Consider the following 25,513-nt stretch of genomic DNA (forward strand, 5'->3'; position numbering starts at 1 on the left):
GTACTGACGCATGTCCGCCACCATCACCCGCCGCCACAAGCGCAAGCTCAAGGCCGACATCAACGTCGTGCCCTACATCGACGTCATGCTGGTGCTGCTGATCATCTTCATGGTCACCGCGCCGCTGCTGAGCCTGGGCGTGGACGTGGAGCTGCCGCAGGCGCAGGCCAAGCCGATCGAACAGCAGAAGGAGCCGGTGGTGGTCACCGTGGATGCGACCGGCGCCTATTCGCTGAAGCTCGAATCGGCCGATGCCGAGCCGATCGACGCCGCCACGCTGCAGGCCAAGCTGCGCGCCTTCGTGGCCCAGAACCCCGACGTGCCGGTGTTCGTCGCCGGCGCCCGCGACGCCGAATACGCGCTGGTGTTCGACACCATGGTGCTGCTGCAGCAGGCCGGCGTGCCACGCGTGGGCCTGATGGGCCAGCCGCCGGAACGTGATGCACGCTGAAGCCATTCCCCTTCGCGACCCCCGGGACGAAGGCCTGGGCGGGCCGCTTTTGATGGCGCTGGCCCTGCACGTGGGCGTGGCCCTGTTGCTGCTGGTCGGCGGCTGGCTACAGCGCCCGCCCGAAGCGGTGTCGGTGGCTGGCCCGGTGCTCGACGCCACGCTGATCATCTCCACGGCCGACATCAGCGCCGCCGAGCAGACCGCCGAAGCCGCCCCGAAACCGGCTCCGCGCGCCGAGCTGGAGATGGCCCCGCCGCCGCAGCCGGTGCCGGTGCCGCGCCCCCAGGACGCCCCCATCGAAACCCAGCCGGCGCCGCAGGCCCCGATCCCCAAGCCCGACACCCGCGAGCAGGAAGCCGTCGCCCGCCTGGCCCTGGAGCAGGAACAGGCCCGCGAGAAAGAGGAACAGGAGGCGCGCCGCATCCAGGAGCAGATCGACCTGACCGAACGCGAACGCCAGCAGGAAGTCGAGGAACGCCAGCGCCAGCGCCGCCAGCAGCTTGAAGCCCTGCGCGCCGAGCGCGAGGCCGCCGAGCGCCGTACCCGGCTCGAAGAGCAGCGCCTGCGCCAGCTGGCCGACCGCGAGGCCACGCCGGCCCCGCAGCCCCGCCCGACGCCGGCGCCGGCCCAGGCCAGCGGTGGCAACAATGGCACCGACACCGACCTCAAGGCCCGCTACGCCCTGGCCATGCTGCAGACCGCCCAGCAGAACTGGAACCGGGTTCTGGCGCCCGAACGCACCCGCTGTCAGGTGCGCTTCACCCAAATACCCGGCGGAGAGGTTATTGATGTGGCATTCCTGAGCTGTCCATTCGACGCCCAGGGCCGGGAATCGGTGGAACGCGCCCTGCGCCGTTCGCCGATGCCCTATGAAGAGTTCAAACCCGTGTTCGAGCGACAAGTTACCCTGACGTTCTGCTACCCCGAAGAGGCCTGCCGATGATGCGTTTCCTTACTTTCCTGGCGCTCGCGCTGCTGCTTCCCTTCGGCCAGGCCCGGGCCCAGGGCCTGGACATCGGCGTGGTCACCGGCAACGAAGCCGCGCTGCCGATCGCCGTCGTGCCGATGCCCTACCTGGGCACTTCGGTCGCACCCGATACCGACATCGCCGCGGTTATCCGCGCCGACCTCAACCGCTCGGGGCAGTTCCGCGCCCTGGCCGAGCAGGACGTGATCGAAAAGCCGCTGCGCGGCTCCGAGATCAAGTTCCCCACCTGGCGCGTGCTGCGCCAGGACTTCGTGGTGGTCGGCCGCGTGCTCGACAACCCCGACGGCGGCTACCGCGTCGAATACGAACTGTGGGACGTGGCCAAGCAGGAACGCCTGCTGGGCCTGGCCGTCGGTGGCCGCGCCCGCGGCATGCGCGACGTCGCCCACCAGATCGCCGACCAGATCTACGAAAAGATCCTGGGCGTGCGTGGCGCATTCTGGACCCGCATCGCCTATGTCACCGCCAACGGCGTCGGCGCGAACACCCAGTATTCGCTGATGATCGCCGACTCCGACGGCTTCAACCCGCAGACCGTGGTGCGCTCGCGCGAGCCGCTGCTGTCGGCGGCCTGGAGCCCGGACGGCCGCAAGCTGGCCTACGTCAGCTTCGAGCGCGGCAACTCCACCATCTACATCCAGGAAATCGCCACCGGCGCCCGCGAAGTGGTCGCCAGCTTCAAGGGCATCAACGGCGCGCCCTCGTTCTCGCCGGACGGTCGGCGCCTGGCCCTGACCCTCTCGCGCTCGGGCAATCCCGAGATCTACGTGATGGACCTGGCCAGCAAGAACCTCACCCAGGTGACCCGTCACTGGGGCATCGACACCGAGGCCGTGTGGACCGCCGACGGCCAGTCCCTGGTCTTCACCTCGGACCGCGCCGGCAAGCCGCAGCTCTACCAGGTGCCGGCCGGCGGCGGCGAGGCCACCCGCGTCAGCTTCCAGGGCGACTCCAATGCCAAGGCCAGTATTTCCTTTGACGGCAAGAAGATAGCTATGGCACAGGGCAATGGAAACGTTTATCGTATTGCCGTTCTTGACCGCAGCTTCGGCGGGTCGGGGCGCTGGCAGACCCTGTCGCCGGGCAACCTCGACGAGTCTCCCAGTTTTGCCCCCAACGCCAGCATGCTGCTGTATGCCACGAAGGAAGGGTCCCGTGGCGTGCTGTACGCCGTATCGGCGGACGGTCGGGTGAGGCAGCGTTTGGTTTTGGCCGATGGTGACGTCCGGGAGCCCGCCTGGTCACCGTACCGGCAGAGGTAAGAGAGAGTAGGACGGGCCCTTCCAAAAAATAAGCACCACCACTGCATCCGAGAACCCCAAGAGGCTTTGCCATGAATACCACCACCCGCGTGCTGCTCGCCGCTTCGATCTGTGTCGCCCTCGCCGCCTGCACCAAGAAGGTCAAGGAAGAAGATACGGCGCCGGTAGACACCACCCCGGCCACCACGGCGCCGGTTTCCGACGGTCGTTACACCCCGGCCGACCTGGACTCCGATTCCTGCCTGCGCCAGCGTACCGTCTACTTCGACTTCGACCAGGACACCCTGCGTCCGGAGTTCCAGGCCATCATGGCCTGCCACGCCAAGTACCTGAACGACCGTTCCCAGGCCCGCGTCACGCTCGAGGGCAATGCCGACGAGCGCGGCACCCGCGAATACAACCTGGGCCTGGGCGAGCGTCGCGGCAACGCCGTCTCCGGCGCCCTGCAGGGTGCGGGTGGTTCGGCCGGCCAGATCACCGTCGTTTCCTACGGTGAAGAGCGTCCGACCTGCAACACGTCCAACGAGTCCTGCTGGCAGCAGAACCGTCGCGTCGAAATCGTCTACACCGCCAAGTAAGTGATGGCCCGCCAGCACATTGTCTGCGTGCTGGCCGTGGTGGCCGCCCTCGTGGCGGCCACTTCGGCCACCCCGGCCCAGGCCCAGCGCCTTAGCCTGGCCGAACGCGTCACCCTGCTCGAGAACCAGGCCAATGCGGAGAACCGCAGCGCCGGCCAGGCCAACCTCGAGGCACAGAACCGCATCACCCAGCTGCAGGCCGAAGTGTCGGGCCTGCGCAACCAGATCGAGACGCTCACGCACGAAATCGAGCAGCTCAAGCAGCGCAACCGCGACCAGTACGTAGACCTCGACAGCCGCCTGCAGCGGCTCGAGGGCGGCGCGCCCGTGGCTGCCACCCCGAATTCCCCGGTTGCGGCCCCGGCGACGCCGGCCGCTCCGGCACAGGCCGATGCCGCGCCTGTCTCCGCATCGGCCAACGCCGGCGCGGACGCCAGCGCCCCGGCCGACCCGGCCGCCGAAGAGGCCGCCTACCAGGCCGCGCTCGACGCGCTGGTGGAACGCTTCGAAGCCGACCAGTCGGCGCGCCAGTTCGAGGCCTTCATCCGCGACTACCCGGCCAGCCCGCTGGTGCCCAATGCCTGGTACTGGCTGGGCGAAAGTTATTACGTCACCCAGAACTACGACCTGGCGCTGGAAGCCTTCCAGTCCCTGCTGGCCGGCTACCCGGGCTCGCGCAAGGAAGCCGATGCGCTGCTCAAGGTCGGCTATTGCCAGGTGGCACTGGGCCAGCGTGCCACCGGCGAAGACACCCTGCGCGACGTCTCGGTCCGTTTCCCGGGCTCGGAAGCCGCCGCCAAGGCACAAAGTCGCCTGCGCACGCTCGCGCTCGAAAACCGCTGATCCCGGCGCCAGGCCGGACACCGCCATGGACACCCCGGCCGCCGAACGCCTGCGCCTGACCGAAATCTTCCTCTCCGTGCAGGGCGAAGCGCGCTCGGTGGGCTGGCCGACGGTGTTCGTGCGCCTCACCGGCTGTCCGCTGCGTTGCCAGTACTGCGACACCGCCTACGCCTTCCACGGCGGCGAGTGGTGGGAAATCGAAACCATCCTGGCCGAAGTCGCCCGCCACGGCGCCCGCCACGTCTGCGTCACCGGCGGCGAGCCGCTGGCCCAGAAGCGCTGCCTGGTGCTGCTGGAAAAACTCTGCGACGCCGGCTACGAGGTTTCGCTGGAAACCTCGGGCGCCATGGACATCGCCGGCGTCGATCCGCGCGTCAGTCGCGTGCTGGACCTCAAGACGCCGGGTTCGAAGGAAATGCACCGCAACCTGCTCGACAACATCCCGCTGCTGACGCCGCACGACCAGGTCAAGTTCGTCATTTGCGACCGCGCCGACTACGACTGGGCCAGGGCCATGCTGGTCGAACACCAGCTGGCCGACCGCTGCGACGTGCTGTTCTCGCCCAGCCAGGGCCAGCAATCCCCGGCCGAACTGGCCGACTGGCTGCTCGCCGATAAACTCCCGGTCCGCTTCCAGCTCCAGCTGCACAAGGTCCTGTGGGGCGATGTCGCCGGCAAGTGAAATCGAGATTGGATCCGCGATGAACCAGAACAAGAAGCGTGCCGTCGTATTGGTGTCCGGGGGGATGGACTCGGCGGTGGTGCTGGCGATGGCGCGGGAACAGGGTTTTTACTGCCATGCGCTCAGCGTGTCCTACGGCCAGCGCCACACTTCGGAACTGGCCGCCGCGGCGGAGCTGGCGAAGGCCGTCGGTGCCGAGCACAAGGTGGTCACCGTGGACCTGCGCAGCATCGGTGGCTCGGCGCTCACCGCCGACATCGACGTGCCCGAACAGGGCGGGCAGGGCATCCCGGTCACCTACGTGCCGGCGCGCAACACCATCATGCTGTCGATCGCGCTGGGCTGGGCGGAGGTGCTGGGCGCCGACGACCTGTTCTGCGGCGTCAACGCCGTGGACTACAGCGGCTACCCGGATTGCCGCCCGGCCTTCATCGAAGCCTTCGAGCGCCTGGCCAACCTGGCCACCAAGGCCGGCGTCGAGGGCCATGCCCTGCGCGTGCATGCCCCCTTGATGCGCCTGTCCAAGGCCGACATCGCCCGCGAGGGCGGCCGTCTGGGCGTGGACTTCTCGCGCACGGTGTCGTGTTACCGGGCCGACGACCAGGGCCGCGCCTGCGCCCATTGTGATGCCTGCCGCCTGCGGGCCGAGGGTTTCGCCGCCGCCGGCCTGCCCGACCCCACGAGCTACGCGCCGCGCGCCTGATGCGGTAAACTGCGCGCCTTGTTTTTCCCGGTGGGCCGTTAGCTCAGTTGGTAGAGCAGAAGACTTTTAATCTTTTGGTCGAAGGTTCGAATCCTTCACGGCCCACATCAAATAGAAGGGGACAGGTGCCGCTGCGCCTGTCTCTTTTTTGTTTCAGAAGCGTCGGGCGAGGCTGAGGCTGCCGTACACCGGCGCCTCGCGCTGGCCGCTGAATTCGCGGCTGCGGCGATAGTGGCCACCGGCCAGGCGCCAGGGGCCGTGGGTCAGCACCACGCCCAGGCCCAGCTCCGCGAACGCGGCGCGCCGGTCCACGGCGTGGCTGTCGCGTGTGAGCGTGCCGTCCAGGGTGACCTCGTGCGCCACCGCGCGCGCCTCGAGGCTGGCGAAGAAGTGCCAATCCCAGCCGCTGCCGCCCGACGACCGCAGCACGGGCGAGCTGCCGTCGCCGGCAAGGCGCATGGGGTTGGAGCCGAAGTCGTCGGGCAGGTTCTTGCCGAAGCGGAACTCGACGCCGGCATTCGCATACGTCGACGGGCTGCCGATGGCGCCGCCCGCGAACCAGGTCCGGTCCCAGCCCAGGCCGTGGGTGCTGGCCTCGGGCTGGTGGCGCCAGGCGCGTTCGTGCGCCAGCTGCAGCAGGGGTTCGTCGCGCAGCTGGTTGTCCCAGCCCCGGAAGCGCGCCCGGCCGAAGAGGTGGTGGAAGCTGTCCTGCGCCGCTTCGCCCTGGGCCGAGGGCCCGACGATGCCCAGTCGCAGGTGGGTCGCCGCCATGCTGTCTTCATCGCGCACCTGCTGGCCGATGCCGACCACCAGGGTGCCGGCGTAGGGGCGGTCGTCCGTTATCAGGTCGGCGCGCGTACCGTCGGTGGGCGTGTAGATCGAGTGGTGCCAGGTCAGCACCAGGTTGCGGTGCGTGCCGGGGCCCCAGGCCAGCCAGCGCGTGGCGCGATCCAGGCCGGCCAGGCAGCCGGCGTCTTCACGGGCCACGGTGGGCGTGGTCCAGGCGAAGGCAAAGCCGGCGGAATAGCCCTGGTCCTGTCCGGCCTGCCCGTAGACATCGTTGTCCGAGCGCGCGGTGGCGGTGCCGCCGCAGGTAGCCTGGGCCAGCGAGGCGAAACAAAGCAGGGCGGTGGCGAGCAGGGTCTGGCGAAGCATGTGGGGAACCTGGAACGCGGGGCGTGCCAGTTTAACCGCCCTGCTGCCCTGGATAAGGGGCCGGTACCACTCCGCCGGGAAGGGAGCCCTTTCCCGGGCGTCAATCGACCCGCGCCTGAAGGCGGTGCTCCTGCGCGTCGTCGAGGACTTCGAGCACGCGCGGGCCGTAGCGTTCGAGCTTGGCGGCGCCGACGCCGCCGACGGTGCCCAGTTCGGCCAGCGAGCCCGGGCGGCGTTCGGCAATGGTGCGCAGGGTGGCGTCGTGGAAGATCACGTAGGCCGGCACCGCCTGTTCGCGCGCCAGGGCGGCGCGCAGTTCGCGCAGGGCCTCGAACACCGGCTGGTCGGCCGGCGCCAGCTGCACCGCCGCCGGGGCGGTCCGGGCCGAACGTTCACGCTCGCGCTTCCGCACCACTTCCTCGCGCAGGCTCACGGCCTGTTCGCCGCGCAGCACGGCGCGGCTGTCGGCGGTCAATCGCAGGCTGCCATGGCCCTCGATGTCCACGTCGAGCAGGCCCAGGGCCACCAGCTGCCGGAACACGCCCTTCCACTGCTGGGCACTGAGCTCGGTGCCGATGCCGTAGGTCGACAGCTGGTCGTGGCCCAGCTGGCGCATGCGCTCGGTGTCGGCGCCGCGCAGCACGTCCACCAGGTGGGTGACGCCAAAACGCTGGCCGGTGCGATAGACACAGGACAGGGCCTTCTGCGCCGCCACCGTGCCGTCCCAGGTCCTGGGCGGCTCCAGGCAGTTGTCGCAGTTGCCGCAGCCGCCGGGGTGGTCTTCGCCGAACGCCGCCAGCAGCGACTGGCGACGACAGCGGGTGGATTCGCAGTAGCCCAGCAGCAGGTCGAGCTTGCGGCGCTCGAGCCGCTGGCGCTCTTCGCCCGCGCCGGACTGGGCGATCATCTGGCCCAGGGTCACCACGTCGCCCATGCCGTAACACAGCCAGGCTTCGGCGGGGTCGCCGTCGCGGCCGGCGCGGCCGGTTTCCTGGTAATAGCCTTCCACCGACTTGGGCAGGTCCAGGTGGGCGACGAAGCGCACGTCGGGTTTGTCGATACCCATGCCGAACGCGATCGTGGCGACCATGACGATGCCTTCCTCGCGCAGGAATCGCCGCTGGTTGGCCGCGCGCACGCCGGCGTCGAGGCCGGCGTGGTAGGGCAGGGCCTGGATGCCGCGCGCGCACAGGAAGGCCGCGGTTTCTTCGACCTTGCGCCGCGACAGGCAATAGACGATGCCGGCCTGGCCGGGACGTGGCTGCAGGAAATCGAGCAGCTGCTGGCGGGCGTTGTCCTTGAGCACCACCCGGTAGCGGATGTTCGGCCGGTCGAAGGACGTGATGAAACACGGCGCGTCGGCCAGGTCCAGGCGTTCGGCGATTTCGCGCCGGGTCGGCGGGTCGGCGGTGGCCGTGAGCGCGATGCGCGGCACCTGCGGCCAGCGTTCGTGCAGCAGGTTCAGTTCGCGGTATTCGGGCCGGAAGTCGTGGCCCCACTGCGAAACGCAGTGCGCTTCGTCGATGGCGAACAGCGCCAGCCGGCTGCGGCCCAGCAGCGCCAGGAAACGTTCGGTCAGCAGCCGCTCCGGGGCCACGTACAGCAGGTCCAGCTCGCCGGCGACCAGCTGGGCCTCGACCCGGGCGGCCTGGTCGCCGGGCAGCGAGGAGTTGAGGCAGGCGGCCCGCACGCCGAGCTGTTCGAGCGCCTCCACCTGGTCCTGCATCAGCGCGATGAGCGGCGAGATGATGATTCCCGTGCCTTCGCGAAGTAATGCAGGTACTTGGTAACAAAGGGATTTTCCGGCGCCGGTGGGCATCAGCACCAGGCAGTCGCCGCCGTCGACCAGGTGCTCGACCACGGCGGCCTGCTGGCCGCGGAATTCGGCGTGGCCGAAGACGCGGCGCAGCAGATCGAGGGCGGGGGAGTTCATGCCGGCATTTTAGCCGGTGCCGGCGGGGTCCGGACCCACGTCTTCTTCACGTTGGTTAAACTCGGGACGCTATCGCTGCGTTCGACCAAGACCAAAACCACAAAGGAACGACATGAATACGATCCGGATCTCCCTTCTCGCCGCGGCCGTGCTGGCCCTCTCCGCCTGCGGCGGCAAGCAGCCCGGCGACACCATCATCGACATGCAGGCCGACGTCTGCGCCACGGGCGACCCGTCGGTGATGCAGAAGTACGTGTCCAAGAAGTCCCAGCCCGCGGTGGGCATGATCACGGCGGTGATGTCCGAGCCCGCCAAGGCCGAGCAGATGAAGGCCCAGATCAAGGAAGAATGCGAGACGGCCGGTGCGATCGAGATCCTCGAGACCAAGATCGAAGGCGACAAGGCCACCGTCCGCTACCGCAATCCCGAGGGCAAGGAAGAAACCGACACCCTGGTGAAGGAAGACGGCGAGTGGAAGCTGGACTTCAACATGGACAAATAAGGCCATGCGCCTGACCGGTCCCCTGGCCGCCGCCGTGCTGGCGGTGGCCCTGGCCGGGCCCGGCGCGGCGCGGCTGCCGGCGCCGCCGGCGCTGCCCGCCTTGCTCGACGTGGCCCCCCTGGCCGACTGGCAGGGCGGGCTGCGGCCGGGCGACCTTGTGTTCCGCCGCGGAAACGGCCTGTGGAGCGGCTATTTCGCGGGGGCTTCCGGCGACGACGGCTTCTTCAGCCACGTCGGCCTGCTGGTGCGCGACGGCGACGACTGGCGGGTCGTGCATACCGAAGCCGATGACCGCACCGGCGTCGGTGGCGTGCGCACCGACAGCCTGCGGCATTTCCTGGCCGATGCCCACGGCGTGGCGGTGGTCCGGCCCCGGCTGGAGCCGGCCCAGGCCGCGCGGGCGGTGGAGCTGGCCCACGACCCGGTTTGGCAAGCGATTCCCTTCGACGCCCGCTTCCGGCTCGACGACGGCGGCGAGGCCATGTATTGCACCGAATGGATCCAGGCCCTGGTGCTGGCCGCGACCGGCGAGGACATCGCCCGGCCGCGCAGCCGCTTCGGCCGCATCAAGATCATCAGCATCGACGACCTGCGGCTCAGCGCCCGGGTCGAGCCGGTGTTCGACCACCGGCTGGCGGCCCCGGGCCGCTGACGGGGCTCATTCGAGCAGCGAACGCAGCATCCAGGCGTATTTTTCGTGGACCTGCAGGCGCTGGGTGGCCAGGTCCACGGTCGGGTCGTCGCCGCCGGCTTCAGCGGTCTTGATGACCTTGCGGGCGGTCCGGCACACGGCCTCGTTGCCGCTGACCAGCTGGCGCACCATGCCCTGCCAGTCCAGGCCACCCGGCGACTGTTCTTCCTTGATCGACGAGAGTCTGACGAACTCGGCGTAGGAGCCCGGCGCGGTGAAACCCAGCGCGCGGATGCGTTCGGCGATTTCATCCAGCGCCGTCCACTGTTCGGTGTACTGGGTCATGAACATCGCGTGCAGGCTGTTGAACATCGGCCCGGTGACGTTCCAGTGGAAATTATGGGTCTTGAGGTACAGGGTGTAGCTGTCGGACAGGAACGCCGAAAGCCCCTGGGCCACCTTCCTCCGGTCCTTCTCGCTGATGCCGATGTCGATCCTGGGCGCGGAAGCGGCGGCGGCGGGCTTCTTCGATTTTGATGCCATGTCGGGACTCCTCGGTGAAGGCGATGCTCCAAGCCTACCCCGGTGAAGGTTGAAGTCGGATGAACCCCCGGCCCGACGTTAGAATGGCGTTATATGCCCGTCCGACCGGCCCCGCTTCCACCCCTTCCCGATGACGCCGTGCCCAGCCGCGAACGCGGCCGGCTGCTGCGCCTGCGCGGCGCCGCGCACAAGGCGCCGGGCGACGCCGGCAAGCGCGAGGCCTATGAAACCGCCCTGGCCGCCGCGAAAGCCACGTTCGCCGCCCGGCAGGCGAAGCGGCCGGTGCCGCGCTTCGACGACAGCCTGCCGGTGTCGCGGGCGGCCGACACCCTGGTCGAGCTGATCCGCAAGCACCCCGTGGTGGTGGTGGCCGGCGAAACCGGCTCGGGCAAGACCACCCAACTGCCGAAACTGTGCCTGGCCGCCGGCCGCGGCGCCGCCGGGCTGGTCGGCTGCACCCAGCCGCGGCGCATCGCCGCGCGCGCGGTCGCCCGGCGCGTGGCCGAGGAGCTGCAGGTGCCGATGGGCGGCGCAGTGGGCTACCAGGTGCGCTTCACCGACAACGTCGGCGAGGACACCTTCATCAAGTTCATGACCGACGGCATCCTGCTGGCGGAAATCCAGTCCGACCGCTGGCTGTCGAAGTACGACACGCTGATCATCGACGAGGCGCACGAGCGCAGCCTCAACATCGACTTCCTGCTCGGTTACCTCAGGCAACTAGTTGCCAAACGCCCGGACCTGAAGCTGGTCATCACCTCGGCCACCATCGACACCGACCGGTTTGCGAAGCACTTCGGCGACGCCCCCGTGGTCAATGTCGAAGGCCGTGGTTATCCGGTGGACGTGCGCTACTTCACGCCCGGACGCCAAGAAAAAAGGGGTCAGACCCCACTTCCCGGGGCAGCGGCGGGAAACCAGGCGTCGAAGGGTGAAACGGGGTCTGACCCCATTGATTTGCCGCTGGCGGAGGCCATCGTCGCCGCGGCGGACGACATCACCCGCCAGGACCCGCAGGGCGACATCCTGGTGTTCCTGCCGGGCGAGCGCGAGATCCGCGACGCGCATGCGGCGCTGAACCGGCGCAAGTACCGCTCGACCGAAGTGATTCCGCTGTACGCGCGGCTTTCGGTGCGCGACCAGGACAAGGTGTTCAACCCGGGGCCGGGCCGGCGCATCGTGCTGGCGACCAATGTCGCGGAAACCTCGCTGACGGTGCCCCGCATCCGCTACGTCATCGATCCCGGCCTGGCGCGGGTAAAGCGCTACAGCCCGCGCGGCAAGCTCGACCGCCTGCACATCGAACCGGTCAGCCAGGCCAGCGCCGACCAGCGCAAGGGCCGCTGCGGTCGCATCGCCGCCGGCGTCTGTTACCGGCTCTACAGCGAAGACGACTTCGCCGCGCGCCCGCGCTTCACCGACCCGGAAATCCTGCGCGCCTCCCTGGCCGGCGTGATCCTGCGCATGCTGACGCTGGGACTTGGCCGGGTCGAGGACTTCCCCTTCATCGACCCGCCCGACCCGCGGGCGATCGCCGATGGCTGGCAGACGCTGGGCGAACTGGGCGCCGTCGACGACCAGCGCCACCTGACCGGCATCGGTCGCGAAATGGCGCGGCTGCCGGTGGACCCCAAGCTCGCGCGCATGCTGGTCGCCGCGCGCGGCCACGGCGTGCTGCACGAACTGCTGGTCATCGCCAGCTTCCTGGGCATCCAGGACCCGCGTGAACGCCCGGCCGACGCGCGCGAGAAGGCCGACAACGCGCACGCGGAATTTGCCGACCCGAATTCGGAGTTCGTCGGAATCCTCAAGCTCTGGGAGTCCTACCGCGAGGCCCACGAAGACCTGACGCAGTCGAAGCTGCGCAGTTGGTGCGAAAAGCGGTTCCTGGCGTTCCTGCGCATGCGCGAGTGGCGCGAGCTGCACCGCCAGCTGCGCCTGGCCTGCGAGGAGCTCGGCTGGGACGTTCCGGCAAAGGGCCAGCTGTCGTTTTCCGCCGGGCCTGCGCCGACGGCCGGCCAGCGCGGACGCAAGAACGCCCCCGACCCCGCCTACCGCCAGCTGCACCGCGCCCTGATCGCCGGCCTGCCCACGCAGATCGGCCACCGCACCGAAAAAGGCCTCTACGACGCGCCGCGCCAGCGCAAGTTCCAGCTATTTCCCGGTTCGTCGCTGGCCAAGTTGCCTCCGGCGTGGGTATTGGTGGCCACCCTGCTCGACACCCAGAAGGTCTGGGGCCTGATGGCCGCGAAGATCGAGCCCGACTGGGTCATCGCCGAACTGCCGCACCTGCTGGCGCGCAAACATTTCGACCCGCACTGGTCGCGCAGCCAGGGCCGGGTGCTGGGCAGCGAGCAGGTCAGCCTGTTCGGCCTGGTGCTTGCACCAAAAAAACCGGTGCACTACGGCGGCCTGTATCCGGCCGAGGCACGCGACCTGTTCGTGCGCCAGGGCCTGGTGCCCGGCGAGGTGGACTGCCGCGCGCCTTTCCTCAAGCGCAACCTGGCCACGCTGGAAAAGGCCCGCGAGGAAGAAGCCAAGCTTCGCCGCGCCGGCCTGGTGGCCGACGAGGACTGGCAGGCGCGCTGGTACCTCGACCGCCTGCCGCCCGAGCTCAACTCGGTCGCCGGCCTCGACGCCTGGTACGGCAAGCTCGCGCCGGAGCAGAAGAAGATCCTGGAGTGGCCGCTGGCTGAACTGCTTCCGGGCGAGGGCAGCGAAGCCGAGCGCTTTCCGAAATATTTCCCGATCGGCGACACCCGCCTGGCGCTGCACTATCGCTTCGAGCCCGGGCACGCCGAGGACGGCGTCACCCTCGACGTGCCGCTGCACCTGCTGATGGCGCTCGACGCCACGCGCCTGGGCTGGCTGGTGCCGGGCCTGGTCGAAGAAAAGGCCACTGCGCTCATCCGCGGCCTGCCCAAGGCCCAACGCCGCAACTACGTGCCGGCGCCGGACTTCGCACGTGCCTTTGCCCAGGCCTATCCAAAACCCGAAGCCGACAGCCTGCCCGGCACCCTGGCGCGTTTCCTGAGCAAGGCCACCGGTGCGCCGGTGACGGCATTGGACTTCGACGAACCGGCACTGGAACCGCACCTGCGCATGAACCTGCGCCTGGCCGAACGCGACGGACCGGTGCTGGCGCTTTCCCGCGACCTCGATGCCTTGAAGGCACGCTTCGGCGACCGCGCCGAGCAGGCTTTCGCCGAACGCGCCGGTGAGGACCTGGCGCAGGAAGGCCTGACCCGTTTCCCGGACGCGCCGATCCCGGTGCAGGTGCCTGGCGCCGCGGGGGTGCCGGCGTTCCCGGCGCTGGTGGACGAAGGCGGCACCGTGTCGCTGAGCGTTTTCGCCGACCGCGACGAAGCCGCGCGCGAACACGCCGCCGGCGTGCACCGCCTGCTGCGCCTGGCGCTGGCCGACAGGCTGCGGCAGGCGCGCAAGCAGCTGCCGGTCAGCCCGAAACTGGCGCTGCTGTACGCCACCATCGAAGGCTTCCAGCAGGCCCCCGGGCAGGGCCCGGCCCACGAACACCTGCGCAGCGATCTCGCCGACGCGGCGCTGCTGGCGGTGACCGACGGCGACCTGGGGGCGGTGCGCGACCCGGCGGCCTTCAACGCGCAGCTGCTCGAAGCGGGCAAACGCCTGTTTCCGGAAGCGATGGGGCGGCTGCAGCTGGCCGAACAGATCCTGGGCCTGGTGGCCGACATCAAGCCGCGGCTTGAATCGCCGCTGCTGGGCTGGGCCAAGGGCAATCTCGACGACCTAAAGGCGCAGCTGGCGGGGCTGGTGCCGCCCGGCTTCCTGCGTGAAACGCCCGCCGATGCGCTGGCGGAGTACCCGCGCTACCTCAAGGCGCTGTCGCTGCGCGCCGAACGCGCGCTGCGCGACCCGGTGCGCGACCAGGCCCGCATGCTTGAACTCAAGCCCTTCGCCGATGCACTCGAGCGCGCCCGCGCCACCGGCGAGGCGTCGCTGCCGGCCTGGCAGTCCCTGCGTTGGGACCTGGAAGAACTGCGCGTGTCGCTGTTCGCCCAGGAGCTGGGCACCCGCCGCCAGGTCTCCGCCAAGAAACTCGCCCGCACCCTGCAGAACCTGTAGGCGCGGGCAAGCCTGGGCTTATTTGATCCGCTTGACGCCCGCGCGCGAGTTATAGCCCTCGACCTTCAGGAACCAGGCCCCGAACGCGCCCGGCTCGATGGTCACCTTCGGGTCGGTCAGCCGGACCCGCAGGCGGGCCGTGGAATCGGTGACTTCCCAGACCTGGCCGTTGTCGAGCTTCACCCGCGTGCCCTTGTCCCAGCCGCGGAATTCGCCGCTGATCGACGAGAAGATCGCGCCGTCGGGTCCGGTCTGGGTGTGGAAGCCGCGGTTGTCCACCGCCGGCGTTGCGGCCGGCAGCGTGGACGCGACCTTGCCCGTCTCGGCGGCAATGAACGCGTTGAGCCGGGCCAGTTCTTCCGGCGTCAGTTTGTCCAGGCCCGCGGCCTTGAACTCGGCCTCGGTCATGCGCTCCTCCACCGAGGAGAACGACTGGGCCAGGGCGCTGCCGGCCATCACGGCGGACAGGACGAGGGACACAAGCAACATTCGGCGCATGAGTTTTGATCCGTACTGGTTGAACTGCCAGCAATCGCGGGGCAGTCTAACTCCCCGGCCAATGCAGGCGCCACTTGAACACCGCCACCCCCCCACACGCGCGTTTGCAGCAAGCCCTGGCCAGTGTCGAGGCCGGCGCCGCCTGGTGGCCGGCCCTGGTGGAAACGGCAGCCCGGCTGCCTGCCGATGCCGACCAGAACCGCGCCCTGGCCGTGTTCGAGACCCTGCGCCCCCTGCGCGCCGACCCCGAGGTGCTGGCCGCCGCCTGCCTGCACCAGTGGCCGGCCCTGCGCGCCGCGCTGCCGGACCCGGTGCTCGCCCAGGCGCCGCGCCTCAAGCGCCTGCTCGAAGGCCTGGTCGCCGCCGGCCAGGTCGACGACCTGCACCAGCACCGGCCCGGGCAGGGCAGTGCCGAAGGCCTGCGCCGGCTGCTGCTGGCCCTGGTGCGCGACCTGCGCGCGGTGCTGGTGCTGCTGGCCGTGCAGCTGGTGCGCCTGCGTGACGCCGCCGCCCTGCCCGAGGACGAGCGCCGCGCCCTGGCCGAACTCGCCCGCGACATCCACGCGCCGCTGGCCAACCGGCTGGGCATCTGGCAGCTCAAGTGGGAGCTCGAGGACCTGGCCTTCCGCTGGCTGCAGCCGGAGACCTACCAGCGCATCGCCCGCCTGCTGGATGAAAAGCGCGGCGACCGCGAACGTTTCATCGACGACGCCATGGCCCGCATCCGCGGCGCCCTCGCCGAGGCCGGCGTGCGCAACGCCGACGTCGCCGGCCGGCCCAAGCACATCTACAGCATCTTCCGGAAAATGCAGCGCAAGGGCGTGCCCTTCAGCGAGCTCTACGACATCCGCGCGGTGCGCGTGCTGGTGGACGACATCCCCAGCTGCTACGCCGTGCTGGGCGTGGTGCACCAGCTGTGGCCCTCCATTCCGTCCGAGTTCGACGATTACATCGCCCACCCCAAGGGCAACGACTACCGGTCGCTGCACACCGCGGTCATCGGCCCCGGCGGACGCACGCTGGAAGTGCAGATCCGCACCCACCAGATGCACGAACATGCCGAACTGGGCGTGGCCGCGCACTGGCGCTACAAGGAAGGCGGCGGCGCCGACGCCAGCTTCGAACGCAAGGTCGCCTGGATGCGCCAGCTGCTCGAGGCCCGCGACGACCGCGACGAAACCCTGGTGCAGGGTTTTTCCACCGAACTGGTCGAAGATCGGGTTTACGCCATCACCCCGCGCGGCGAGGTGGTCGACCTGCCGCGCGGCGCCACCGTGCTGGATTTCGCCTACGCGGTGCACACCGAGGTCGGCCATCGCTGCCGCGGCGCCAAGGTAAACGGCCGCATCGTGCCGCTCGACCACCAGCCCGCCACCGGCGACCAGGTCGAGATCCTCACCGGCAAGACCGCCGAACCGCGCCGGGACTGGCTGCTGGCCAGCAACGGCTTCCTGGCCACCGGCCGCGCCCGCGACAAGGTGCGCGCCTGGTTCCACCGCATCGACCGCGCCCGCAACCTGCACGCCGGCAAGGACCTGCTGGAAAAGGAGCTGCGGCGCATGGCGCTGACCCAGGCCGACCTGGCGCCGGTGCTGGCGAAGTTCAAGCTCGAATCCATCGAAGACCTGCACCTGGCGCTGGCCCTGGGCGACCTGGGCCCGAGCCAGGTCACGCGCTGCCTGCACGACCACGCGCAGGCCGAGAAGGAACCGGCCGAACCGGCGCCGCTGACCCGGCGCAGCGCGCCGCCGCCGCCGAACGCGCCGTTCACGGTCGAAGGCGTCGGCAACCTACTCAGCCAGATCGCACGCTGCTGCCAGCCGGTGCCGGGTGATCCGATCGTCGGTTACCTCACCCGCGGCCGCGGCGTCAGCATCCATCGCGCCGGCTGCCCGGCCCTGCAACGGCTCGAAGCACGCAACCCCGAACGCCTGCTGCCGGTCGAATGGGGCCGCGGCAGCCGCGGCAGCTACGACGTGGATATCCAGGTTCACGCCTTCGACCGCAAGTGGCTGCTCAAGGACCTCACCAACACCATCGCCCAGCAGGGCGTGAACATCCTGGGCCTGCAGTCGCGGGTGGACGACGACAAGGGCCTGGCAGAACTGCGGCTGGCAGTTCGCGTGGCCGACTTCGGCCAGCTCAGCGACCTGCTGGGGCGCCTGAGCGCGGTGCCGGGCGTGCGCGAGGCGCACCGCCTGGGCTGAGCCTGGCCGGGGTCCGTTCACCTTGCGCTGCTATTCTGCCGCGCATGGACAAGGGCAAGGCATGAACCATCGCAAGGACCCCGGTGCGACCCCGTCGCTGGGCGCGCTGGACCAACTCGACCTGGACCGCCCGCGCAGCCGCGCAGGGTCCGACGACCCGCCGCCGCCGGGCCCGCCGCCGCGTGCGCGCCCGCCCCGGCCCTCGTTCTGGGCCTGGGTCATCCTGGCCACGTTCGTCGCGGCGGTGTGCCTGCTGCTGGCCCTGGGCACCTGGCGCGACAGCCTGAGCCAGGCGCTGATTCCTTCGTCCGAACTCAACCGCGAAATAGAAGCCGCGCAGCTGGCCCTGGCCCGCGGCGAGCTCAGCCGCGCCGACGGCCAGGGCGCACGCGAACGTTTCCAGGCCGTGCTGGCCCGCGATCCGGACCATCCGGCCGCGCGCAGCGGCCTGGTCGCCGTGCGCGAAGCCGCGCTGGTGCATGCGCGCGCCGCGCTTGCCGGCGGCGATTTCGACGCCGCCCGCCAGCACCTCGCACTGGCGCGTGCGATGGCGGCACCGGCGGACGCCCTGGCGGGCATCGAAGCCGAGCTCGTCGCGCGCCAGTCCGCCGACGCCGACATCGCGCAACGCCTGCAGGCGGCGCGTGATGCGCAAGCCCAGGGCCGCATCGAACAGCAGGGCGACGGTGCGCTGGCGCTTTACGAGGACATCCTGCGCCTGCAGCCCGACAACGCCATCGCGCTCGAAGGCCGGCGCAGCCTGCTGGCCGGCCTGCTGCGCGACGCCGAGCGGGCGCTGGCCGACGGTGACCTGCGCACGGCCGGGGCCCTGGTCGATCGCGTGGTGAAAGCCGATCCAAGCCACCTTGGCCTGCCCGCGGTGCAGGCGCGCCTGGGCGAAGCCCGCGCCGAAGGCGAAAGCGCCCGCGAAAGCGCGCTCAAGGCGGCCCAGGCCGAGCTGCGCGCGGGCCGCATCGAAGCCGCCGCGCTGGGCTTCCAGGCGCTGCTGGCGGAACGGCCCGACGACGTCGAGGCGCGCCAGGGCATGGACGATGCCGCGGCGATGCTGGCCGCGCGCGCCAGCCGCCTGGCCGCCGATTTCGAATTCGACGCTGCCGCCGAGGCCATCAACCGCGCCCGCGAATGGGCGCCCGGCTCGCCGGCCCTGGCCGCCGCCGAACGGCGCCTTGAACAGGCGCGCGAGGCGCGCGACGAAGTGCCGGGGCAGGCCCTGGATCCGGATGAGTTCGATTCCCTGCTCGACGAAGCCGCGGCCGCGATGCGTGCCGGCGACCTGGTCGACCCGCCCGGCGCCAGCGCCTGGGACCTGCTGCGCCGCGCACAGGCGATAGCGCCGGACAACGGCGCCGTGCGCCGTGCCTTCGTGGAGTACAGCCGTCGCGCTCGCGCATGCTTCGAAGACGAACTGGCCGGCAACCGCCTCGGCGCCGCCCAGGCCTGCCTGGACGCACTGGTCGTGCAGGACCGCGGCGGCGACGAACTGGCGGATGATCGCCGGCGCCTGGCCGACCGCTGGCTGGCCTTCGGCGAAGAGCGGCTCGGGGCCGGCGAGTTCGCGCTGGCGCGCCGTGCGCTGGCGGCGGCACGCGACGTGGACCCGTCCAATCCGCGCCTGGAAACCTTCGCCGAGCGCCTGCAGCGCGCCGGCGGCTGAACGCGCCTCAGCGGCCCGGCAGTTCGTCCAGCAGGCGACGCAGCGGCGCCCGCACCACGTCCGGGGAGAAGTGCCGGCGGGTGTTTTCCAGGCCGCCCTCCGACAGGCGCGACCATAGCGTGGCGTCGTCGTGCAGGCGCAGGACGGCGTCGGCGAACGCTTCGGCGTCATCGGCCACCAGCACGTCCTGGCCGTCCACCAGGTGCATGCCCTCGACCGCGCAGGTCGTGGCCACCACCGGCAGGCCGTGCGCCAGCGCCTGGTTCACCTTGCCCTTGACCCCGGCGCCATAGCGCAGCGGCGCCACCGACACGCGCACTTCGCGCAGCAGCGGCCCAAGGTCGGGCACGTAACCGTGGAAGTGGATGCCGGCGCGCTGGCCCAGCGCCTTCACGGCCGGCGAGGAGTCGCCGCCGACCAGGTGCAGGGGCAGGCCCGGATGCCGGGCGTGGATGCGCGGCAGGATGTCCTCGGCCAGCCACAGCGCCGCATCCACGTTCGGCGGGTGCCTGAAACCCCCGACGAAGAGCAGGCCTTCGCGGCCGGCGAAGCCCGGGCCCGGTTCGGCGATGTCATGGATGTTTGACACCACGTCCACGCGTGCGCCCGGCGCTTCGCTGGCAAGCAGCACGCGTTCGGCTTCGCTAACGACCCAGGTCAGGTCGGCCTGGGCCACCAGGGCCAGTTCGGCCTTGCGGGTGCGCGCGGCCGTGCGCAGGCCGGCGGCGTCGCCGGCAAGTTCGGCCTCGCGCTGTTCGCGCAGGAAGTGCAGGTCCACGGTGTCGAACACCACGCGCGCGCGCGGTGCCTGCAAGCGCAGCAGCGGCAGCACCGGCCCCAGCACGTAGTGCCGGCTGCCGATGACCAGGTCGAAACGGTCACCGTGCTGGGCCAGCCAGCGCGGGACGTCGGCCAGCCAGGGATGCCACCAGGCTTCGACCCCCAGCTGTTGCAGGGCTTCGGTGTAGGCGCCGTCATGGGCACGGTTCTCGGGGAAGAACACCACCGAGCAGCCTTCCTCGCGCAGCAGCCGGAGCAGGGCGGTCATACGCAGCGACCCGGAGTCGCGATCCGGGGTCGGCGTGCAGGCATCGAGCACCAGCACGCGGCGGTTGCGGCCCCGCTCGCTGGCGACCTCGGCACCCGCCGAAGGTGGCCGGTGGTCGCGTGCCAGCACCTCGCGCCAGCGCTCGACGAACTTGATCTGGTTGGCGACCTGGTAGGCCTTCACGCCGCTGCCGGTGTCGGTGCCCGAGGTCGCGCCCTCGTGGTGCACCACGACGGACGCCGGCTGGTAGCGCACCTTCAGGCCCTGGCGACGCACGCGCATGGCCAGGTCGGTGTCTTCGTAGTAGGCGGGCGAATAAAGCCCGTCGAAACCGTCCAGGTCCTCGAACAGGTCGCGCCGGATCGCGATCGAAGCCCCCGAGCAATAGTCCACCTCGCGCACGAAGTTGCAGCGTGGGTGCGCGGGGTCCTCGAAGCGCCCGTAGTTCCAGCACGAGCCGTCGGCGAAGATGATGCCGCCGGCTTCCTGCAGGCGACCGTCCGGATACACCAGCTTGCTGCCGGCCAGGCCAGTGTCCGGGTAGCGTTCGAAGGTGGCCAGCAGCGCATCGAGCCAGCCCGGCTGCACCGTGGTGTCGTTGTTGAGGAAGACCAGGAACTCACCGCGCGCCTTCGTGGCCCCGGCGTTGCAGGCACCGATGAAACCCAGGTTCTTCGGATTTCGGTGGAAGACCAGGCCCGGGATCGTCGGCAGGAGTTCGGCCGTGGCGTCCGACGAACCGTCGTCCACCACGATGACCTCGAAAGCCGTGGCGTCGCCGGAATCGGCCAGCGCACGCAGGCAGGCCAGGGTCATGTGCAGCTGGTTGTAGACCGGCACGACGATGCTTGCGCGCGGCGCCACGGGGCGCGGCAGGCGCAGTGCGGCACCGCTGGCCGAGGCTGAGGGCGGCGGCACCAGCCGGCTTTCGCCGGAAGGGGCGGCGCGGCGCTGGCGCCAGCGTTCCAGGGTGCCGGTCCAGCCGCGCACGCGCAGGCTGGTGATGCCGCGACTGCCGAGCGAACGCAGCTGGCGCAGCCGGAAGGCCAGGCCCTGCAGGCCGGCGCGCAGCGCATCGAGCGCCTGCTGGGGACGCCGGGCCAGGCGCCAGGCGAACGAGGACTGCAGGCGCGCATGCGCCTTGTGCAGTTCGTCGCGCTGGGCCAGGGCGACGTCGCGTTGGCGGGCCAGGTCGCCGCAGTCGCGCTGGTAGTAGCCGTGCGCGTCGGCGAGCTGCTGCTCAAGGCGGGCGATCTGTTCGACATGGCCTGCGGCTTCTTCGACGGCGCGGCTGTTGCGTTCGACCGTGGCGCGCAGTTGCGCGATCGAATCGAGCTGCCTTTCGCCGAGCCGGCGTGCTGCTTCGAGCTCGGCGCGTTCGTTCTGCAGTTCGGTCGTGATCCTGGCCAGCTCACGGTCCGCGCCGGCCTTGCCGGAGGTCAGGCGCGCAAGCTGGGCCTTGAGGTCGAACGCCCAGTCGGCTCGGCGTGCCAGTTCTTCGTGTTGCCGTGCCATCGATTCCTGTTTTTCCCGCAGTGCTTGGTCGCGCATGGCGAGGCTTTCGGCCAGGGCCAGCCGCGCGATGCCGTCAGGGTCGGCGGCCGGCAGCAGCAGGGTTTCGGGCTGGCTTGGCAGCGCCCGCGCCCAGGCGGCGGCCATGGGCGCGAGCCCTTCGTCCTGGGCGGGGATGCGCGCGCGCGCGGCTTCGATGCGATCCCGGTCCGCGTCCAGTTCGGACAGGGCCCGGGCGAATGCCGCGGCGCCGCCGGCGATGCACCAGCCGGCCCCCGTGTCCGCGAGGCGTTCGGCCAGGGCGCCGGCGTCGGCGCACAGCACCGGCAGGCCAAGCGCCCACATTTCCGACAGCGTATAGGACCAGGTTTCCGGCACCGTGGAAGGCAGCAGGGCCAGGTCCGGGGACAGCGACGCCAGCCAGCGCGGGAGGTCTTCGCGCCGGTACTCCTTCCTGACGTGGATGCCCGGACGACCCAGGTAACGGTGGCCCTGCGGCCCGGTTCCCAGCAGGACCAGTTCGACGCCGGGCGGCAGCACCTTGACCAGTTCGTCGAGCAGCGCGCTGCCCTTGGCGCCATGCACGCGACCAGGCACCAGCACCCGCAGCGCCGCGCCGGGCCGGGGTTTCGACCGGGCCGGCCTGTCCGCGAATGGCGCCAGCCCGTGGTTGATGACCGTCCACGGGCGTGCCGACAGGGCGGGCGCCAGGGCCCGGAAGCGGTCGCGGGCAAAGGTGCTGGGCGCGACCAGCACCACGTCGTGCTGCCCGATGCTTGCGAACAGCTCCGAGCGCAGCGCCCACCAGCGAGAGGCCTCCCGCTCGGAAAAAAGGAAGCCCGGCCCGGCTTCCGCGATCCTGCGCGCCAGCGTGGCCTCGTCGAAGGCATCCACGGCCGGATCGCGCGTTTCGTGCAGCAGCGGCCACGCCGGGAACAGGTCATGCGCGCAAAGCGCCGTCGGCAGGCCCGTGCGCAGCACGTCGAGGGAATGGCCGATCAGCGACGACACCAGCACGGCGCCGACGTTCCAGCGGGAAACCAGCAGCGCCAGCACGGCCTCGACCTCCGTCGACCTGGCGCTGCAGTCGGCGATGGGCGCGGCCAGCGTCCAGGTCTGCAGGGGCGGCGCGTCCAGGTCAGCGTGCAGGCACAGTTCGCGGCCGAACGGCGGCCGGTCGTCGGCGCCGCGGGCCACCAGCACCAGGTGTTCGCGCGACCCATCGGCCTGCATCAGGTCGCGCACGAATCGTTCCGCGCCGCCGCCCCAGGCATGCAGTACGTGCAGCACGGCCGGGCGCCCGGGGCGGACCCGGCGGCCGGGCGCCTTGCTCCGCGCCAGCAGGGCGCGCACGGGCAGGGGCGGGGGTTCGGACGTCGGCTCGGCCCGTCCCACCTGCGCGCAGGGCAGCAGGCCGCAACGACCGGTCACGCCGGCTTCGAAGTCTTCGGGGCGGGTCGCGGCACCCGCGCGCCACAGCGAACATTCCGCAGACCAGCCATTCCAGGCGAACGCAGCGTGTTCGCCGAAGGTCCAGGCCAGCGTGTCGCCGTCGTCGCCCAGGGGCCAGCGCCCGTCCAGGGGCGAGAGCACGTCCCAGTCCGCCTCGCGCCACGCGGCCAGCAAACGCTCGAGCGCCGGCGCGTCCGGCTCGATCCCTTCGCGCAGCAACAGCACGTCCCGGCCGGGGTGCTCGGCGCGGGCGCGTTGCAGCGCCTTGGCCGGCGAATCGGCCCAGCGGCACGTGACCGGTCGGGAAGTGGCATCCATGCGGAGTGTTCAGTCTCGGGTGGGGGCGGGGCGACGGCGGCCTGCTAGACTCGCCGCACCCCGGGATTATCCATGTCCGTGCCCCGAAACGCTTCCCCCAAATCCTCAGGCCCTCCTTCCGCCCGTTCCCGCTGGCGCACCTGGCTCTTCCGCGGCGCACTGCTTGCGCTGGGCCTGGTCGTGGGCGTGGGGGTGCCGCTGTTCTACGTGCTCGACAAGCGGGTGCGCGCGGAATTCGAGGCGCTGGTCTGGCAGGTGCCCACCCGCGTTTACGCCCGGCCACAGGCCCTGGCGCCGGGAACCCGCCTGGATGCCGACACCCTGATGCTGGAACTGGCCGCGGCCGGTTATCGCGAAGACGGCGGCGACCTGTCCGGCACCTGGGCCCGCGAGGGCAAGCGGTTTGACATCGCCACCCGCGCCTTCTTCGGCCTTGAAGGTCCGGTGCCGGCGCGCCGGCTGTCGGTGGTGATCGACGGCGGTCGCGTGGCCACGGTCACCGATCGCGCGTCCGGCAAGCCGGTCCAGGACGCCCGCCTGGACCCGGCGCGCATCGCCACCCTGTATGGCGACGTCACCGAAGAGCGCCGGCTGGTGCAGCTCAAGGACGTGCCTTCACTGCTGGTCACCGGCCTGCAGGCGGTGGAGGACCGCAACTTCAAGCACCACCACGGCATCGACCCCTGGGGCATCCTGCGCGCCGCCTGGGTGAACACCCGCGAGGGCGAGATCGAGCAGGGCGCCAGCACGCTGACCCAGCAGTTGGTGCGGAACCTGTTCCTCAGCCGCGAAGTGGCCTGGACCCGAAAGATCAAGGAGGCCAGCTACTCGATCATCATCGAGGCGCGCTACGACAAGCAGCGCATCCTCGAGGCCTACTTCAACGAGGTTTACCTCGGCCAGCACGGCAACCAGGCCATCCACGGCATCGGCGCGGGTGCCGAGTTCTGGTTCGGACGCGACCTTTCGGCGCTGCGCACCCAGGACATGGCCCTGCTGGTGGGCATGATCCAGGGGCCGTCGGTGTACGACCCGCGGCGCCGGCCGGAAGCGGCGCTCAAGCGCCGCAACCTGGTGCTGGCGGTCTGGCGCGACACCGGCCTGATCACCGCCGCCGACGCGGAAAAGGCCATGGCGTCCCCGCTGGGCGTCAGCGCGCGTCCGGGCGTGGCTTCGAACCGCAATCCGGCCTTCATGGACCTGGTGCGCCGCCAGCTGGCGCGCGACTACCCGGCCGACGCGCTGCGTGGCGCCGGGCTGGTGGTGGTCACGACGCTGTCGCCTTCGGCGCAGCTGCGCGCCGAACAGGCCGTCACCGGCACGCTCGACCAGGTGCAGCGCAAGGAGGGGCCGGCCCTGCAGGCGGGATTGGTGCTTACCGACACGCAAAGCGGCGAAGTGCTGGCCATGGTCGGCAACCGCGACACCGACCAGCCGGGCTTCAACCGCGCGCTCGAAGCGCAGCGGCCGGTGGGCTCCCTGCTCAAGCCCATGGTCTACCTGCTGGCGCTGGCCCAGCCCGACCGCTGGTCGCTGGCGACGCCGGTGGACGATGCGCCGGTGAACCTCGTGCTGCCCAACGGCAAACGCTGGAACCCGGAAAACTCCGACGGCCGCAGCCATGGCCGGGTCAGCCTGGCCGACGCGCTGGTGCATTCGTACAACCAGGCGACGGTGCGCGTGGGCATGGACGTTGGCCCCGAGCGGCTGGCCGAACTGCTCAAGGTGCTCGCCGGCCTGCGCGCCGAACCCAACCCGTCGCTGATCCTGGGGTCGGTCGACCTGAGCCCGTTTTCGATGGCGCAGGTTTACCAGTTCCTGGCCTCGGGCGGCGAAATCCAGCCGCTGCGTGCGGTGCGCGGCGTCATCGACGCCAAGGGCGAGGCGATCAGCGAGTACGACTTCAAGGCGGCGCCGGCGCAGGAAGGCGATGCGATCGCCGCGCGCCTGGTCACGCTGGCGTTGCAGGACACGGTCACCCGCGGCACCGCCAGCCAGCTGGTGCGCGATGGCCTGGGGCATCTGAAGCCCGCCGGCAAGACCGGCACCAGCAACGACAGCCGCGACAGCTGGTTCGCCGGCTATACCGGTAGTCACCTGGCGGTGGTGTGGGTCGGCAACGACCGCAATGAACCCACCGGGCTTTACGGATCCACCGGTGCGATGCGCGTGTGGTCCTCGCTTTTCAAGGGCCTGCCCACCGCGCCGCTGGACGTCGGCGCGCAGGGCCTGGAGTGGGGCTGGGTGGACGCCGAGGTGTTCGCCACCACCGAACAGGACTGCGAAGGCGCCCGGCGCTATGCGTTCGTTGGTGGCTACCTGCCGACCGAACATGTCAGCTGCCGCAAGAACAGCTGGCTGGACTGGTTCCGCCGCGGCGACGACGATCGCCGCGACCGCCGTGACGACCGTGACAGAAGGACCGACTGAC

18 protein-coding genes, 1 tRNA gene and 1 pseudogene are annotated in these 25,513 nt (G+C 70.5%); 14 read left to right on the top strand and 6 right to left on the bottom strand.

Annotation, left to right across the window (positions count from 1 at the left end; genetic code table 11):
• Positions 1-10: 10 nt before the first annotated feature.
• From tolR to IEX13_RS12380, 8 genes are all read left to right on the top strand, one after another.
• Entirely contained in the window at positions 11-451 is a 441-nt protein-coding gene (tolR, locus tag IEX13_RS12345) for a protein TolR (protein ID WP_188664797.1), read from the top strand.
• On the top strand, positions 441-1,394 hold the full coding sequence (locus IEX13_RS12350) for a protein TolA (RefSeq protein ID WP_188664798.1): 954 nt from the start codon (positions 441-443) through the stop codon (positions 1,392-1,394). The genes tolR and IEX13_RS12350 overlap by 11 nt, the downstream gene beginning before the upstream one ends.
• Entirely contained in the window at positions 1,391-2,701 is a 1,311-nt protein-coding gene (tolB, locus tag IEX13_RS12355) for a Tol-Pal system beta propeller repeat protein TolB (RefSeq protein ID WP_188664800.1), read from the top strand. Before IEX13_RS12350 ends, tolB begins: the two co-directional genes overlap by 4 nt.
• A gap of 71 nt (positions 2,702-2,772) precedes the next feature.
• Entirely contained in the window at positions 2,773-3,279 is a 507-nt protein-coding gene (gene pal, locus IEX13_RS12360; RefSeq protein WP_188664804.1) for a peptidoglycan-associated lipoprotein Pal, read from the top strand.
• A 3-nt stretch (positions 3,280-3,282) separates the two neighbouring features.
• A complete protein-coding gene (ybgF, locus tag IEX13_RS12365; protein ID WP_188664806.1) occupies positions 3,283-4,122 on the top strand; it encodes a tol-pal system protein YbgF in 840 nt (279 codons plus the stop codon).
• Between the two features lie 25 nt (positions 4,123-4,147).
• A complete protein-coding gene (gene queE, locus IEX13_RS12370) occupies positions 4,148-4,804 on the top strand; it encodes a 7-carboxy-7-deazaguanine synthase QueE (protein ID WP_188664808.1) in 657 nt (218 codons plus the stop codon).
• Between the two features lie 19 nt (positions 4,805-4,823).
• Entirely contained in the window at positions 4,824-5,507 is a 684-nt protein-coding gene (gene queC, locus IEX13_RS12375) for a 7-cyano-7-deazaguanine synthase QueC (RefSeq protein ID WP_188664810.1), read from the top strand.
• 32 nt (positions 5,508-5,539) lie between these two features.
• Positions 5,540-5,612: transfer RNA gene (locus IEX13_RS12380), tRNA-Lys, on the top strand.
• 48 nt (positions 5,613-5,660) lie between these two features.
• Here IEX13_RS12380 and IEX13_RS12385 read toward each other — a convergent pair.
• Positions 5,661-6,662 carry a lipid A deacylase LpxR family protein gene (locus IEX13_RS12385; protein WP_188664811.1) on the bottom strand — a complete coding sequence of 334 codons (1,002 nt, stop codon included), beginning with the start codon at positions 6,660-6,662 and terminating at the stop codon, positions 5,661-5,663.
• A gap of 100 nt (positions 6,663-6,762) precedes the next feature.
• Entirely contained in the window at positions 6,763-8,595 is a 1,833-nt protein-coding gene (recQ, locus tag IEX13_RS12390) for a DNA helicase RecQ (RefSeq protein WP_188664814.1), read from the bottom strand.
• Positions 8,596-8,707: 112 nt separating this feature from the next.
• Between recQ and IEX13_RS12395 the strand changes: the two genes are divergently transcribed.
• The gene (locus IEX13_RS12395; protein ID WP_188664816.1) at positions 8,708-9,097 is read left to right on the top strand and encodes a DUF4878 domain-containing protein; all 390 of its coding nucleotides are present in this window, start codon (positions 8,708-8,710) and stop codon (positions 9,095-9,097) included.
• A gap of 4 nt (positions 9,098-9,101) precedes the next feature.
• A complete protein-coding gene (locus tag IEX13_RS12400; protein WP_188664818.1) occupies positions 9,102-9,749 on the top strand; it encodes a YiiX/YebB-like N1pC/P60 family cysteine hydrolase in 648 nt (215 codons plus the stop codon).
• 6 nt (positions 9,750-9,755) lie between these two features.
• Here IEX13_RS12400 and IEX13_RS12405 read toward each other — a convergent pair whose 3' ends face one another.
• Complete coding sequence (locus tag IEX13_RS12405) at positions 9,756-10,271, bottom strand: Dps family protein (RefSeq protein WP_188664821.1); 516 nt, start codon at positions 10,269-10,271, stop codon at positions 9,756-9,758.
• A 93-nt stretch (positions 10,272-10,364) separates the two neighbouring features.
• Here IEX13_RS12405 and hrpA point away from each other — a divergent pair, with 93 nt between their 5' ends.
• The gene (hrpA, locus tag IEX13_RS12410; RefSeq protein WP_188664823.1) at positions 10,365-14,372 is read left to right on the top strand and encodes an ATP-dependent RNA helicase HrpA; all 4,008 of its coding nucleotides are present in this window, start codon (positions 10,365-10,367) and stop codon (positions 14,370-14,372) included.
• An 18-nt stretch (positions 14,373-14,390) separates the two neighbouring features.
• On the opposite strand, the gene IEX13_RS12415 is transcribed toward hrpA, so the two are convergent.
• Positions 14,391-14,852, bottom strand: a complete 462-nt coding sequence (locus tag IEX13_RS12415) for a hypothetical protein (RefSeq protein ID WP_188664825.1) — start codon at positions 14,850-14,852, stop codon at positions 14,391-14,393.
• 92 nt (positions 14,853-14,944) lie between these two features.
• Between IEX13_RS12415 and IEX13_RS12420 the strand changes: the two genes are divergently transcribed.
• Positions 14,945-17,077 (top strand): RelA/SpoT family protein, encoded by a 2,133-nt coding sequence (locus IEX13_RS12420; RefSeq protein WP_188664827.1) that lies wholly within the window; start codon positions 14,945-14,947, stop codon positions 17,075-17,077.
• Between the two features lie 61 nt (positions 17,078-17,138).
• Positions 17,139-18,752, top strand: coding sequence for a hypothetical protein (locus IEX13_RS12425; protein ID WP_188664829.1), 1,614 nt, complete (start codon positions 17,139-17,141; stop codon positions 18,750-18,752).
• 7 nt (positions 18,753-18,759) lie between these two features.
• Here IEX13_RS12425 and IEX13_RS14265 read toward each other — a convergent pair whose 3' ends face one another.
• Both IEX13_RS14265 and IEX13_RS14270 read right to left on the bottom strand, forming a co-directional pair.
• Entirely contained in the window at positions 18,760-20,871 is a 2,112-nt protein-coding gene (locus tag IEX13_RS14265; RefSeq protein ID WP_229668555.1) for a glycosyltransferase, read from the bottom strand.
• 654 nt (positions 20,872-21,525) lie between these two features.
• Positions 21,526-23,082, bottom strand: a pseudogene (locus IEX13_RS14270) (glycosyltransferase); the annotation flags it as partial.
• A 72-nt stretch (positions 23,083-23,154) separates the two neighbouring features.
• Between IEX13_RS14270 and mrcB the strand changes: the two are divergent.
• Complete coding sequence (gene mrcB / locus IEX13_RS12435; protein WP_188664833.1) at positions 23,155-25,512, top strand: penicillin-binding protein 1B; 2,358 nt, start codon at positions 23,155-23,157, stop codon at positions 25,510-25,512.
• Position 25,513 lies beyond the last annotated feature (1 nt).

Source organism: Arenimonas soli, assembly GCF_014643775.1.
GTDB classification, from domain to species: domain Bacteria; phylum Pseudomonadota; class Gammaproteobacteria; order Xanthomonadales; family Xanthomonadaceae; genus Arenimonas; species Arenimonas soli.